Origin of the sequence: Pseudomonas sp. WS 5532, from assembly GCF_012985445.1 — a bacterium.
Classification (GTDB): Bacteria; Pseudomonadota; Gammaproteobacteria; order Pseudomonadales; family Pseudomonadaceae; genus Aquipseudomonas; species Aquipseudomonas edaphica.
This window is the reverse complement of sequence record NZ_JAAQWK010000019.1, coordinates 95,278-108,594: the sequence shown is the minus strand read 5'-3', so window position 1 is coordinate 108,594 and position 13,317 is coordinate 95,278. Positions and strand designations below refer to the sequence as shown.

At 60.7% G+C, this 13,317-nt stretch carries 13 protein-coding genes; 10 read left to right on the top strand and 3 right to left on the bottom strand.

What is annotated here, in order from left to right:
• Positions 1-48: 48 nt before the first annotated feature.
• Together HBO23_RS26085 and HBO23_RS26080 are read left to right on the top strand one after the other, a co-directional pair.
• The gene (locus HBO23_RS26085; protein ID WP_017527998.1) at positions 49-1,029 is read left to right on the top strand and encodes a sugar-binding transcriptional regulator; all 981 of its coding nucleotides are present in this window, start codon (positions 49-51) and stop codon (positions 1,027-1,029) included.
• Positions 1,030-1,398: 369 nt separating this feature from the next.
• Positions 1,399-2,976 (top strand): TerC family protein, encoded by a 1,578-nt coding sequence (locus tag HBO23_RS26080; RefSeq protein ID WP_017135919.1) that lies wholly within the window; start codon positions 1,399-1,401, stop codon positions 2,974-2,976.
• On the opposite strand, the gene HBO23_RS26075 is transcribed toward HBO23_RS26080, so the two are convergent.
• Positions 2,924-3,271, bottom strand: coding sequence for a thioredoxin family protein (locus HBO23_RS26075; RefSeq protein WP_017135918.1), 348 nt, complete (start codon positions 3,269-3,271; stop codon positions 2,924-2,926). The genes HBO23_RS26080 and HBO23_RS26075 overlap by 53 nt on opposite strands.
• A gap of 376 nt (positions 3,272-3,647) precedes the next feature.
• Between HBO23_RS26075 and HBO23_RS26070 the strand changes: the two genes are divergently transcribed.
• The 8 genes from HBO23_RS26070 to HBO23_RS26035 all read left to right on the top strand — a co-directional run bounded on the left by HBO23_RS26070 (position 3,648) and on the right by HBO23_RS26035 (position 10,254).
• Entirely contained in the window at positions 3,648-4,496 is an 849-nt protein-coding gene (locus HBO23_RS26070) for a transporter substrate-binding domain-containing protein (protein ID WP_017135917.1), read from the top strand.
• A 52-nt stretch (positions 4,497-4,548) separates the two neighbouring features.
• Complete coding sequence (locus HBO23_RS26065) at positions 4,549-5,211, top strand: amino acid ABC transporter permease (protein ID WP_169987647.1); 663 nt, start codon at positions 4,549-4,551, stop codon at positions 5,209-5,211.
• 11 nt (positions 5,212-5,222) lie between these two features.
• Positions 5,223-5,885, top strand: a complete 663-nt coding sequence (locus HBO23_RS26060) for an amino acid ABC transporter permease (protein WP_017135915.1) — start codon at positions 5,223-5,225, stop codon at positions 5,883-5,885.
• The gene (locus HBO23_RS26055; RefSeq protein WP_017135914.1) at positions 5,882-6,664 is read left to right on the top strand and encodes an amino acid ABC transporter ATP-binding protein; all 783 of its coding nucleotides are present in this window, start codon (positions 5,882-5,884) and stop codon (positions 6,662-6,664) included. The genes HBO23_RS26060 and HBO23_RS26055 overlap by 4 nt, the downstream gene beginning before the upstream one ends.
• A 15-nt stretch (positions 6,665-6,679) precedes the next feature.
• Positions 6,680-7,069 carry a RidA family protein gene (locus HBO23_RS26050; protein WP_010210958.1) on the top strand — a complete coding sequence of 130 codons (390 nt, stop codon included), beginning with the start codon at positions 6,680-6,682 and terminating at the stop codon, positions 7,067-7,069.
• Positions 7,070-7,235: 166 nt separating this feature from the next.
• On the top strand, positions 7,236-8,000 hold the full coding sequence (locus HBO23_RS26045) for an IclR family transcriptional regulator (protein ID WP_017135913.1): 765 nt from the start codon (positions 7,236-7,238) through the stop codon (positions 7,998-8,000).
• A gap of 9 nt (positions 8,001-8,009) precedes the next feature.
• On the top strand, positions 8,010-9,218 hold the full coding sequence (locus HBO23_RS26040) for an amino acid deaminase (protein WP_170040280.1): 1,209 nt from the start codon (positions 8,010-8,012) through the stop codon (positions 9,216-9,218).
• Between the two features lie 130 nt (positions 9,219-9,348).
• Positions 9,349-10,254 carry a sugar kinase gene (locus HBO23_RS26035; RefSeq protein WP_170040278.1) on the top strand — a complete coding sequence of 302 codons (906 nt, stop codon included), beginning with the start codon at positions 9,349-9,351 and terminating at the stop codon, positions 10,252-10,254.
• Between the two features lie 120 nt (positions 10,255-10,374).
• Here HBO23_RS26035 and HBO23_RS26030 read toward each other — a convergent pair whose 3' ends face one another.
• Both HBO23_RS26030 and HBO23_RS26025 read right to left on the bottom strand, forming a co-directional pair.
• Complete coding sequence (locus HBO23_RS26030) at positions 10,375-10,650, bottom strand: peptidylprolyl isomerase (RefSeq protein WP_010564624.1); 276 nt, start codon at positions 10,648-10,650, stop codon at positions 10,375-10,377.
• 43 nt (positions 10,651-10,693) lie between these two features.
• Entirely contained in the window at positions 10,694-13,231 is a 2,538-nt protein-coding gene (locus HBO23_RS26025) for a PAS domain-containing protein (protein WP_170040275.1), read from the bottom strand.
• Positions 13,232-13,317: the final 86 nt, after the last annotated feature.

Here is a 13,317-nt window from a genome sequence, read left to right as displayed (position 1 = left end):
AAGAGTCGGGAGAATGGGTTTTTGACGCCGAAACGGAAGCCCGTCCCCATGAGTGACAGTACCCAGCGCATTGCCAGCGATATCGATCAGATGACCGAAGTGGCGATGCTCTATTACCTTGAGAACGTCACTCAGGAGGCCATTGCCAAGCGCTTCGACCTGTCGCGGGCCAAAGTCAGCCGCTTGCTCAAGCGTGCGCGCGATGAAGGGATTGTCGAGGTGCGGGTGTTGCAGCACCCGGCAATGAACAACGAGCTGGAGCGCGCGCTGGTGGAGCGCTTCAAGCTCGACCGTGCGTTGATCGCCGTCGACCACAGCGACCCCGACACCCAGCGCTCGGCCGTCGCCAGCCTGGTGGCCAACTACCTGAACAAAACCTTGAGCGACGGCATGATCGTCGCCGTCGGCATGGGCCGTAACGTTGGCGCGGTCGCCGACAACGTGTTCTTGCCGGTGACGCGCAACTGCACATTTGTCTGCGCGATTGGTGGTTCGCTCAAGGCGGGCGAATACATGAACCCCGACCATATCTGCCGACGCCTGGCCCTGCGTTTTGGTGGCGAGAGTGAAAGTCTGTATGCGCCGGCACTGGTGGCCAACCCGGAATTGCGCGGCGTGCTGATCAACAATGACACCGTGCGCTCAACCCTTGATCGGGCGCGGCGTGCAGACATCGCGCTGATCGGTATTGGCGACATGAGCGAGAACAGCAACATGGTGCGCATGGGCTGGTTCTCGCCGCAGGAGATCGCGCAGGCGCGCTTGTCCGGCACGGTGGGCGACATGATGGGGTATGACTTTATCGACATCCACGGCCAGCCGGCGGTCAACGCGATTCAAGGTCGGGTGATCGGGTTGACCGTGCAGGAGTTGTTTCGCATCCCGGATGTGGTGGCGATTGCCAGCGAGAACACCAAGGCGGCGGCGACGCTTGGCGCGTTGCGCTCGGGGGTGATTAATACGTTGGCGACCACGGTGACGAATGCGCACACGATTCTGGCGCTGGATGATGCGACGCGTAAGTCCTGAATGTACAAAGGTCAAAAACTGTGGGAGCTGGCTTGCCTGCGATACAGACAACTCGGTCTTTCAGTAACACCGAGGTGATGCTATCGCAGGCAAGCCAGCTCCCACAGGGGTTATGTGTTGGGCTTACAGATTTTGTAATAGTTTTGCAGTGTGGGAAATTTGAGTTTCGACTGTACGATTCAAGTCCTTTTCTCACTGCAGGACTTGCATGAACACCCTCTCGGAGCCTCCCAGTCGTCTTTCCCCAAGGCACTCACTGTCGCTGTTCCCGCTGAAGCACCCCGTATTCCGACTGCTAACCTTGTCCCGGTCCATTGACCGCGCCTTGCCGTGTCCGGCGTTCTGAAAACTTTAAAGAGACTCTATTAAATGGAATGGTTAGCGGATCCAACGGCCTGGCTCGGCCTGTTGACCTTGATTGTGCTGGAACTGGTGCTGGGCATCGACAACCTGGTGTTTATCGCGATCCTGGCGGACAAATTGCCGCCGGAGCAGCGCGACCGTGCGCGGTTGATCGGTTTGTCGCTGGCATTGCTGATGCGTTTGGGCCTGCTGGCGAGTATTTCCTGGTTGGTGACGCTCACGCAGCCGCTGTTCGAGGTGTTCGACAAGAGCTTCTCTGGGCGTGACCTGATCATGTTGTTTGGTGGTGTGTTCCTGTTGTTCAAGGCCACCATGGAGTTGCACGAACGCCTTGAAGGCCATGTGGCGCAGCGCACGGGCAATGTGGCTTACGCCATGTTCTGGCCGATCGTGGCGCAGATCGTGGTGCTCGACGCGGTGTTCTCCCTCGACGCGGTGATTACCGCCGTGGGTATGGTGGATGAGTTGGCCGTGATGATGATCGCGGTGATCGTGTCCATCGGCCTGATGATCGTGGCGAGCAAGCCGCTGACCCGTTTCGTCAACGCGCACCCGACGGTCATTATGTTGTGCCTGGGCTTTTTGATGATGATTGGTTTCGCCCTGACCGCCGAAGGCCTGGGCTTCCATATTCCCAAAGGCTACCTGTACGCGGCGATTGGTTTCTCGATCCTGATCGAGCTGTTCAACCAGATTGCCCGCGCCCGTCGCAAGAAGTCGGCGCAGGGCACCTTGCCCGTGCGCCAGCGTACCGCCCATGCGGTGATGCGTTTGCTCGGTGGCCGCAGTTTGGCGGTAGAGGGCGTGGATGACGACGTTGCTGACCTGCTGGGTGAGCCGGATGCCGGCCAAGGCCCGCTGTTTGATCGACGTGAGCGCGTGATGATCAGCGGCGTGCTGCAATTGGCCGAGCGGCCGATCCGTACCTTGATGACGCCGCGGGCCAAGGTCGACTGTATCGATCTGGCGGACGACGCCGACACCATCCGGCAAAAACTGATGCATTCGTCCTATTCGCGCCTGCCGTTGATCCGCAACGGCGCTGTGGATGAGCCGTTGGGTTTTGTGCACAAAAAGGAACTGCTCAAGGAGTACCTGGCCGGTAATGAGCCTAACCTTGAGCACCTGGCGCGCCGGGCGGTCAATTTGCTGGAGAGCTTTTCGATCCTGAACGCCCTGGAGCAAATGCGCCAGGAGTCAACTCACATTGCGTTCGTGATCAACGAATTCGGCGACTTCATGGGCGTGTTGAGCATGACCGACATCCTTGAGTCCATCGCCGGTGAGTTGCCGGACGCCAGCGAAATCGAAGGGCCGGATATTGTCGAGGAGGGCGAGGGCTACCGCGCCAATGGCGCCTTGAACCTTAACCTGGTGCGCCAGCGTACCGGCTTCAAGGCTGCCGCAACCCAGGACTATCAAACCCTCGCCGGGTTGGTGATGAGCCTGCTCGACCGCCTGCCCGTGGTGGGTGATAGCCTCGAGCATGAGGGCTGGCGCTTGACCGTCGCGGCGGTTGAGGAGCGTCGGGTCATACAGGTGCTGTTATTTCCCTTGATGAATAATCCTCAAACAGGTCGCTGAAAAACGCATCAGCGTCTAAGGGGCGGCCAACAAGCTGCTCCTGCACCTTGCCAAACTGGTACACCAGCGTCGCCGGGGTGCCCGATACGCTGGGCACCCTCGGATTTCGGTCGGTATTCACGATCAGTGCTGTTACAGGGCCAGCGTATTGTTTGGCGATGGTCTCGAACCTCTCGTCGAGTCCAACGCAGCCCGGGCAATCGGGATGAGTGAATAACACGATGGCCGCCGCATATTTTTTCAGTTGCGCCTCGTAGTCCTCCAGATCGCTGTAAGTCATGCTTGCAATGCCCATAGGATTTCCTTGCGTGCCCGCTCATAGACGTTGGGTACATACGCTAGAACTGCCGGGCAGGGCCGTCTACTGTCAACCTTCACAGGTAGACATGCTCACGCATCCATGGCGCGCGCACTGCAAGGGTGCGCGGTAACACTGTTCTGGCGCACTCGATTGAGGGTTGTCACCGGTGTGTGGGGTCTTGGGTAGCAAGCCGATTCGAAAGGGTGGCGTAACGCCGCGTCCTGGCCAGTTAACTATCCATATGATTTAAAAAGAATTTATCCCTGACATATTTTTCCGTTAGCGCGTGTGGCACACTTTCTGCTGTCTATTCCGTTGTTACATACCAAGTTCCGGTATAGCGGAATACACAACTCCTGGAGTGCTTGTCATGCATCACCGACCTTCCGTGTTTAAAGCGTGTGTTTTTCTCTTCGCCGCATCGGCTTCCCTCGCAAGCGTTGTGCACGCGGCGGACAGCAAGCTCGATGATGTGCTCAAACGTGGGCATCTCATTGTGGGTACAGGCAGTACCAATGCGCCGTGGCACTTCCAGGGAGCGGATGGCAAGTTGCAGGGTTTTGATATCGACATCGGCCGAATCGTGGCTAAAGGTTTGTTCAACGACCCAAGCAAGGTCGAGTTTGTGGTGCAGTCCTCTGACGCGCGTATTCCCAACCTGCTGACCGACAAGGTCGACATGAGTTGCCAGTTCATCACCGTCACCGCCAGCCGTGCACAGCAGGTTGCCTTCACCCTGCCTTACTACCGCGAAGGTGTGGGCCTGTTGCTGCCGAACAACAGCAAATACAAGGAAATCGAAGACCTGCAAGCGGCGGGCGATGGCGTGACCGTGGCCGTGCTGCAAAACGTGTATGCCGAAGAGCTGGTGCACCAGGCGTTGCCAAAGGCCAAGGTTGACCAGTACGACAGCGTCGACCTGATGTACCAGGCGGTGAACTCCGGCCGTGCCGATGCCGCCGCCACCGACCAGTCCTCGGTCAAGTACCTGATGGTGCAAAACCCGGGCCGCTACCGCAGCCCGACCTACGCCTGGAGCCCGCAAACCTACGCGTGCGCGGTCAAGCGTGGCGATCAGGACTGGCTGAACTTCGTCAACACCGCGCTGCATGAAGCCATGACCGGCGTGGAATTCCCGGCCTACAAAGCCTCGTTCAAACAATGGTTCGGTGTGGATTTGCCAGAACCTGCGATCGGTTTCCCGGTTGAGTTCAAGTAAATCGTAAATCCTGGGGCGTCGCTGACGGCGCCCCGAGCAGGTACTGCCGACCATGAACTATCAGTTGAACTTTGCCGCCGTGTGGCGTGATTTCCCCAGCTTGCTGGCGGGGCTCGGCCTGGGCCTCGAACTGGCCTTGCTGTCGATCGCCATCGGTTGCGTGATCGGCCTGATGATGGCGTTTGCCATGCTGTCCAAGCACCGGGCGTTGCGAATCTTCGCCTCGGTGTATGTGACGGTGATCCGCAATACGCCGATCCTCGTGCTGATCCTGTTGATCTACTTTGCCTTGCCCACACTGGGGGTCCGGCTCGACAAGATCCCCTCGTTCATCATCACCCTGTCGCTGTATGCCGGTGCTTACCTGACCGAAGTGTTCCGCGCCGGGCTGTTGAATATTCCCAAGGGCTTGCGTGAAGCCGGCTTGGCCATCGGTTTGGGCGAGTGGCGAATCCGCGCCTACATCACCGTGCCGGTGATGTTGCGCAACGTGTTGCCGGCCCTGTCGAACAACTTTATTTCGCTGTTCAAGGACACGTCGCTGGCGGCCGCGATTGCGGTGCCGGAGCTGACCTACTACGCCCGCAAGATCAACGTCGAAAGCTACCGGGTGATTGAAACCTGGATGGTCACGACCGCGCTCTACGTGGCGGCCTGTTACTTCATTGCCATGCTGCTCCGTTACCTGGAACAGCGTCTGGCGATCCGTCGTTAAGGAGGGTTTGCATGTACGAGTCCCCAAGCTGGCTGCATGAGTTGTGGATCGCCCGGGATACGCTCTGGGCGGGGTTTCAAACCAGTATTTATTGCTCGGTGCTGGCGATTATCTTTGGCACGCTGATCGGTATCTTTGCCGGGTTGATCCTCACCTACGGCAAGTTCTGGATGCGCGCGCCGTTTCGTCTGTACGTCGATCTGGTGCGCGGTACGCCGGTGTTTGTGCTGGTGCTGGCGTGTTTTTACATGCTGCCGGCGCTCGGTTGGCAGATCAGCGCGTTCCAGGCCGGCGCCGTCGGGTTGACGCTGTTTTGCGGCTCCCACGTGGCGGAAATCGTGCGCGGCGCGCTGCAAGCCATTCCCCGTGGGCAATTGGAAGCGGGCAAGGCGATTGGGCTCACGTTCAAACAATCGCTGACCTACGTGCTGTTGCCCCAGGCGTTGCGCCAGATCCTGCCGACCTGGGTCAATTCCTCCACCGAAATCGTCAAGGCCTCGACCTTGCTCTCGGTGATCGGCGTGGCCGAACTGCTGCTCAGCACCCAGCAAGTCATCGCACGTACCTTCATGACCCTGGAGTTCTACCTGTTCGCCGGGTTTCTGTTCTTTGTCATCAACTACGCCATCGAGTTATTCGGTCGCTACATTGAAAAGCGGGTGGCCTTGCCATGAACCAACCTCAAACCAACCAACCGCTGCTGAACATTCGCGGCCTGCGTAAACAATACGGCCAGGTCGAAGTGCTCAAGGGCGTCGACCTGTCCATGCAGCGCGGCAACGTGGTGACGTTGATCGGCTCCAGCGGCTCGGGCAAGACCACTTTGCTGCGTTGCGTCAACCTGCTCGAAGAGTTCCAGGGCGGGCAGATCAGCCTGGACGGCGAGTCCATCGGCTACAGCGAAATCGCCGGTAAACGTGTGCGTCACCCCGAGCGGGTGATTGCCCAGCACCGTGCGATGACCGGCATGGCCTTCCAGCAATTCAACCTGTTTCCGCATCTGACCGCGTTGCAAAACGTCACCCTTGGCCTGCTCAAGGTCAAGAAGATGGGCAAGGACGAGGCTGTGGCCCTGGCCGAAAAATGGCTGGACCGCGTAGGTCTGCTGGAACGCCGCAACCACTTCCCCGGTCAACTTTCCGGCGGTCAGCAACAGCGCGTGGCGATTGCCCGCGCCATTGCCATGAACCCCAGCCTGATGCTGTTTGATGAAGTCACCTCGGCCCTCGACCCGGAACTGGTGGGCGAAGTGCTCAGTGTGATCAAGGGGTTGGCGGAAGAGGGCATGACCATGTTGCTGGTCACCCACGAAATGCGCTTTGCCTATGAAGTGTCGGACAAGATCGTCTTCATGAACCAGGGCCGCATTGAAGAGCAGGGGGCGCCGAAAGACATCTTCGAACGCCCGCAATCGCCGCGCCTGGCGGAATTTTTGAAGAACATTCGTTTTTAATCAGGAGCAATTTTTATGAGCATTACTCGTTACGGCGCCGGCAGCACCGCCGGTGGTGGCCAGCCGCGACCTTTCGCCCGCGCCGTGGAAGCTGACGGCTGGCTCTACGTGTCGGGCCAGGTGCCGGCGGTAGACGGTGAAATCATCACCGGCGGCATCATCGAGCAAACCCGCCAGACCATGCGCAACGTGGTGGCGATTCTGGAAGAGGCCGGTTACGAACTCAAAGACGTGGTGCGCGTCGGCGTATGGCTGGAAGACCCACGGGACTTCTGGAGCTTCAACAAAGTGTTCGGCGAATACTTCACCCCGGAACACGCCCCGGCACGCGCCTGTGTGCAGGCCAACATGATGGTGGACTGCAAGGTCGAGATCGATTGCGTGGCCTACAAGAAAAAAGGCTAAATGCCCCTCTCTTGAGATCACTGAAATCCAATGTGGGAGCTGGCTTGCCTGCGATGACGGCGTGTCAGGCAGCCCTGGGTAACTGAACCACCGCCATCGCGGGCAAGCCCGCTCCCACAGGGTACCACTGTGCAGCATTACCACTATGACCGGACCGACGACTGCCATGACCGAAGACACCATCAAACGCCGCGCCAAAGGACTGGACCGTGCATTCGATATCCTCGATTTTCTCAAGGAGATCGGCCAGCCCCTGCGCCCGAATGATATTGCCAGCGGCATCGGTAGCCCCAAATCCACCGTCTATGAACTGGTCGCGTCGTTGCTGGAGCGGCGCATTCTGGAAACGGTGGGCAAGGACGGTCACGTCTACCTCGGCCGCCAGCTGTACTTTCTCGGCCAGGCGCACCTGCGCCATTTCGACCTGACCCGCGAGGCCGACCACGCCTTGCAGGAGATCGTCAGCCAGACCCATGAAACCGCGCAGATGTGCCTGCTTAACGGGCGAAAATACACGGTGGCGCTGATGCGCGAAGGCGAGCGGCATTTTCGTATCTCCTCGGACATTGGCGAAAACGCGCCAATCCCCTGGACCGCTTCGGGGCGCTTGTTGCTGGGGCACTTGAGCGACCAGCAGATCATCGACCTGATCGACTACGACGACTTCATCCTGCCGGACGGCCAGCGCCTGCCGCTGGAAACCTTCCTGGCGCAAATCCGTCAAGCCACCCTCGATGGGTTTTTCTCCTTCGACAGCGTGGCCGACACCTTCACCCATTGCTTTGCCGCCCCGGTGCGGGACGCGCAGGGCATCAGCATCGCGACCTTGTGCATCGTTGCACCGCGCGCCGATGCGACCAAAAACTACAACGACTATCGCCGGGTGTTGATCGACAGCGCCAATAACCTGGCCCGGCGTATCAACGAATAGGAGTACTTCATGTCTGCCCTCAATGCCGTTGAAAAAGGCGCCGCTGCCATTGGCGCCCATCTGGTCCGTGACGTCAGCCTGCCGGCCCTGGTGCTGCACCGCGATGCACTGGAACACAACATCCGCTGGATGCAGGCATTTGTCAGCAACAGCGGTGCAGAGCTCGCGCCCCATGGCAAAACCAGCATGATGCCGGCGCTGTTCCAGCGTCAGATCGAGGCGGGCGCCTGGGGTATCACCCTGGCCAACGCCGTGCAGACCCGCGCCGCCTATGCCGGTGGCGTGCGCCGCGTGTTGATGGCCAACCAGCTGGTGGGCGCGCCGAACATGGCGCTGATCGCCGACCTGCTGGCGGACCCGCATTTTGACTTTCACTGCATGGTTGATCATCCGGACAACGTCGCTGACCTGGGGCTGTTTTTCGCCGCCCGTGGCCTGCGCCTGAACGTGATGATCGAATACGGTGTGGTCGGTGGCCGTTGCGGGTGCCGCAGCGAGCAGGAAGTGCGCGAGCTGGCCAAGGCAATCAAGGCCCAACCGGCCCTGGCCCTGACGGGTATTGAAGGCTACGAAGGTGTGATCCACGGCGAACACGCCGTCAGCGGCATCCGTGACTTCGCCGCCAGCCTGGTGCGCCTGGCCGTGGACCTGCAAAACAATGGCTCGTTCGACTTGCCCAAGCCGATCATCACCGCCTCGGGGTCGGCCTGGTACGACCTGATCGCCGAGTCGTTCGAAGCGCAAAACGCCGCCGGGCGCTTCCTCAGCGTGTTGCGCCCCGGCAGCTATGTGGCCCACGACCATGGCATCTACAAAGAAGCGCAGTGCTGCGTGCTTGATCGTCGCGGCGACCTCAACGAAGGCCTGCGCCCGGCCCTGGAAGTCTGGGCCCACGTGCAATCGATGCCCGAGCCTGGCTTTGCGGTGGTTGCCCTGGGCAAGCGTGACGTGGCCTACGACGCCGGTTTGCCGGTGCCGCTCAAGCGCTACAAGGCCGGGATTGTGCCGGCTGAAGGCGATGATGTAACCGCGTGCAAAGTCACGGCGGTGATGGACCAGCACGCGTTCATGAGCGTGGCGCCGGGGGTTGAGTTGCGTATCGGCGACATCATCTCCTTTGGCACTTCGCACCCGTGCCTGACCTTTGACAAGTGGCAGGTGGGTTGCCTGGTGGATGAGCGGTTGCAGGTCGTTGAATCCTTGGATACCTGCTTCTAAACCGCGTCGTGGCCATCGCAGGCAAGCCAGCTCCCACATTCGACCGAGTTCCTTCAGTTGAAATGCATTCCAGCTGTGGGAGCTGGCTTGCCTGCGATGAGGCCCTCCCACACACCAAGAGTCCCCAGGCATGAACACAACTCCCCGCATCGCCCTGATCGGCGAATGCATGATCGAACTGCAACACCGCGCCGATGGCAGCCTGCAACAGAGCTTCGGCGGCGACACCTTGAACGCGGCGGTGTACCTGCGCCGCGAGTTGGGCGCCGTCGGCACGGTCGACTACGTGACCGCCCTGGGCGATGACAGTTTCAGCGATGCCATGTGCCAGCAATGGACCGCCGAAGGCCTTGGCCTGGGCATGGTCCAGCGCCTGCCCGGGCGTCTACCGGGGTTGTACTGCATCCAGACTGACGCCAATGGCGAACGCAAATTTCTCTACTGGCGCAACGAAGCCGCTGTGCGCGACTGCTTTACCACGCCGGCAGCCGAGCCGATCCTGGCGGCGTTGCCGGACTACGACGTGGTGTATTTCAGCGGCATCACCCTGGCGGTACTGGGTGGAGTCGGACGTGAGCGCTTGCTGCAAACCCTGATCGAAACCCGCCGGCGCGGTGGCAAGGTGGTGTTCGACAACAACTATCGCCCGCGCCTGTGGGCGAGTGTCGACGCGGCGCGCGCGGCGTATCACCAGGTGTTGGCCGAGGTGGATATCGCCCTGCTGACCGAGGATGACGAGCGCGCGTTGTTTGGTTATGCCAACAGCGAGCAGGTGTTCGCGGCGTACCCGGCGATTGCAGAAGTGGTGCTCAAGCGCGGGGCGGATGCGTGCTTGATCCGTTGTAATGGCGAGCGCTTTGCGGTGCCGGCGCTGAAGGTCGAGAAGGTGGTGGATACGACGGCGGCGGGGGACTCGTTCAGTGCGGCGTATTTGGCCAGTCGGCTCAAGGGCGGCTCGCCTGAGCAGGCGGCGTTGGCCGGGCATCGGTTGGCGAGTAGGGTGATTCAGGTGCCCGGGGCTTTGATTGCGCGGTGAATGGCCGCCTGCGGCGGTTCGCAGGCAAGCCAGCTCCCACATTTGACTGCATTTTTCCAGTTGAAATGCGCTCAAGTGTGGGAGCTGGCTTGCCTGCGATAGCGGTCCTGAGCCAACCCCTCAGTCGCGGTAAAACACCTGCACCAGGTGGTAACCAAACTTGCTCTTGATCGGCCCGTGCACCACTTTCACCGGCTTCTTGAAGATAACGGCATCAATAACCCCCACCATCTGCCCAGGCCGCACTTCACCCAAATCACCGCCGCGCTTGCCGGAGGGGCAAGTGGAGTACTTTTTGGCCAGCACATCAAACGCTTCGCCCTTGGCAATGCGCTGCTTGAGCTGTTCGGCTTCTTCGCTGGTTTTCACCAGAATATGACGGGCTTGGGCTTTCATAAGGTTCTACCAGGTGTGCGACGGCGCGCGATTATGCCTGAACTCATTCGTCGACGTTGATCATGCTGCGGATTTTAGTCGCCAGCAGATCAATGGAAAACGGCTTGGCCACCATGTCCATGCCGTCCTCCAGGAAGCCCTGGCGCTCGGCGGCTTGTTCAGCGTAACCGGTCATAAATAATACGCGCAGGCCCGGCCGGTGCTGACGGGCGATTTCGGCCAGTTGCCTGCCGTTCATGCCCGGCAGGCCGACATCGGTGACCAGCAGGTCCACGCGCAGGTCCGATTCCAGCAGCGGCAGCGCGGTGCGCGCATCTGCCGCCTGGTGAGCGGTGTAGCCCAGCTCGGCGAGCACATTGACCACCAGCATGCGCACCGCCGGGTCATCCTCGACCACCACCACCGCTTCACCGGCGAGTGCCAGCGGCGCTTCGCCCAAATGCGGCGGCAGGTTGCTTTCCAGCGCGGTGCCGTGCAACCGCGGCAGGTACAGGCGCACGCAGGTGCCCTGGCCGGGTTCGCTTTGGATGGTCACATGGCCGCCGGATTGCTGGGCAAAGCCGTAGATCATCGACAACCCCAGGCCGGTGCCCTGGCCGATGGGCTTGGTGGTGAAGAACGGGTCGAAGGCCTTGGCGAGAATCTTCGGCGCCATGCCGGTGCCGTTGTCGCAGACGCCGAGCATCACGTAGTCGCCGGCCTTGACCGGCTCCAGCGTGGTGATGTCGGTGCCGTCCAGGTAACTGTTGGCAGTTTCGATGCGCAATTCGCCGCCGTCGGGCATCGCGTCGCGGGCGTTGATCACCAGGTTGAGCAAGGCGTTTTCCAGCTGGCTGGCATCGGTGTTGACCGGCCAGATATCTTTGCCCAATTGCACCTTGAGCGTGATATGCGCGCCTTTGGTGCGACGGAACAAATCTTCCAGGGACGCCACCAGCTCGTTCGGGTCCAGTGGCCGGCGGTCCAGCGATTGGCGGCGTGAGAAGGCCAGCAGCCGGTGGGTGAGGGCGGCCGCGCGATGGGCGGACGACACGGCCGCATCGGTAAAACGGCCGATTTCGTCGCTGCGCCCGGCGGCGATATAGCGCTGCATCAAGTCCAGGCTGCCGATAATGCCGGTGAGCATATTGTTGAAGTCATGGGCGATACCGCCGGTGAGCTGGCCGACCGCTTCCATTTTTTGTGCATGGCGCAGTGCGTCTTCGGCGCGCTCACGCTCGAACATCTCGTTTTGCAGGCGCTGGTTGGCCTCGGCCAATGCCTGGGTGCGCTGGGCCACGCGTTCTTCAAGGTTTTCGTTGAGGTGGCGCAGGGCTTCTTCGGTGAGTTTGCGTTCGGTCTCATCGATCACAAAAATGTAGAAACCATTCACCGAGCCGTCATTGCTGAAGCGCGGCAAGTACTTCATCAGCGCATGGCGCGGCCGGCCGTCGCGGTGCGGGGTGATGGTCATGAAGCTGCAGGCCTTGCCGCGCAGCGCGGCGTCGATCTTGTCCGCGCGCCCGGCATACACCTCGTCGCCGAGTACTTCGCGGATGCTTTTGCCGTACAGCTCCTGGGGCGTCATGCCGTACCAATCGAGGTAGGCGCTATTGTTGAGGCGAAAGCGCTGCTCGTGGTCGACATAACCGATCAGCACCGGCATGGCGTTGATGATCAGTTGCAGCTCGGTCTGGCTTTGACGCAGCGCCTGTTCGGTCTGCTTGCGCTCGGTCAGGTCCAGCGCTGCCCCCAGGAAACGCGCCGGGCGGCCTTGGTGGTCCTTGTAGCAGCGGCCGCGGGCAAACACCCAGCGCACCTCGCCATCGGCCTGCAGCAGGCGGTATTCCTCGGCGTATTCGGTGCCGAAGGTGATGCAATGCTTGATGCTGCGCGCGACCATGCCGCGGTCTTCGGGGTGAACGCCGTGCAGGTAGTCACTGATGGGGAGCAGGCCGGCGTCTTGCGGGTCGACACCGTGCAAGTGGGCAAAGTGGGCGTCGGCGATAAAGCGGTCTTCGCCGATATCCCAGTCCCAGGTGCCCACCGCATCGGTTGCCGCCAGTGCCAGTTGCAGACGTTGTTCGCTGTTGTGCTGGGCCTTGAGGCTGTCCTCGGAGCGCTGTTGCAGTTCGAGGGTTTTGCTGCGCCGCTCATTGGTCTCGATGGCAGTGACCAAGATCCCGGCCACGCTGCCGCCTTCGTCGCGCACCGGGCTGTAGGTGAGGTCGAGCCAGATTTCGGTGTCGCGGTTATTGCGTTGCAGCACAAAGCGCTGTTCGCTGAAGGTGCGCACCTGGCCGCCGAGCACCGCGTCGTAGATCGGCGCAGTAAAACTCTCAAGCTCCGGCCAGGTGTCATGGGCCGGTTGGCCCAGCGCCTCGGGATGCTTGTTGCCCGCGAGCACGGCGAAGCTGTCGTTATAGAGCTGGGTGAGCTGGCTGCCCCACAACAGCAGCATCGGCATCGGTGAATGGACGACGATATCGACGGCTGTGCGCAGGCTTTGCGGCCAGTCACCGGCCTCACCGAGCGGGCTTTGCGCCCAGTTCAGCCGCGCAATCAATGCGGCGGCTTCGCTACCGGTGGATGTTCCATTCATGAAAAAGCCCTGCACCTGACACTTTGAAATACGACAACAGCCGATTATCCCGCGAGACGGGAACGGCTGACTACCCCTCGAAAAAT

Bases quoted from the DNA above. Each gene is read 5' to 3' on its own strand.
- HBO23_RS26085 (WP_017527998.1), top strand. From the start codon at position 49: ATGAGTGACAGTACCCAGCGCATTGCCAGCGATATCGATCAGATGACC.
- HBO23_RS26080 (WP_017135919.1), top strand. From the start codon at position 1,399: ATGGAATGGTTAGCGGATCCAACGGCCTGGCTCGGCCTGTTGACCTTG.
- HBO23_RS26075 (WP_017135918.1), bottom strand. From the start codon at position 3,271: ATGGGCATTGCAAGCATGACTTACAGCGATCTGGAGGACTACGAGGCG.
- HBO23_RS26070 (WP_017135917.1), top strand. From the start codon at position 3,648: ATGCATCACCGACCTTCCGTGTTTAAAGCGTGTGTTTTTCTCTTCGCC.
- HBO23_RS26065 (WP_169987647.1), top strand. From the start codon at position 4,549: ATGAACTATCAGTTGAACTTTGCCGCCGTGTGGCGTGATTTCCCCAGC.
- HBO23_RS26060 (WP_017135915.1), top strand. From the start codon at position 5,223: ATGTACGAGTCCCCAAGCTGGCTGCATGAGTTGTGGATCGCCCGGGAT.
- HBO23_RS26055 (WP_017135914.1), top strand. From the start codon at position 5,882: ATGAACCAACCTCAAACCAACCAACCGCTGCTGAACATTCGCGGCCTG.
- HBO23_RS26050 (WP_010210958.1), top strand. From the start codon at position 6,680: ATGAGCATTACTCGTTACGGCGCCGGCAGCACCGCCGGTGGTGGCCAG.
- HBO23_RS26045 (WP_017135913.1), top strand. From the start codon at position 7,236: ATGACCGAAGACACCATCAAACGCCGCGCCAAAGGACTGGACCGTGCA.
- HBO23_RS26040 (WP_170040280.1), top strand. From the start codon at position 8,010: ATGTCTGCCCTCAATGCCGTTGAAAAAGGCGCCGCTGCCATTGGCGCC.
- HBO23_RS26035 (WP_170040278.1), top strand. From the start codon at position 9,349: ATGAACACAACTCCCCGCATCGCCCTGATCGGCGAATGCATGATCGAA.
- HBO23_RS26030 (WP_010564624.1), bottom strand. From the start codon at position 10,650: ATGAAAGCCCAAGCCCGTCATATTCTGGTGAAAACCAGCGAAGAAGCC.
- HBO23_RS26025 (WP_170040275.1), bottom strand. From the start codon at position 13,231: ATGAATGGAACATCCACCGGTAGCGAAGCCGCCGCATTGATTGCGCGG.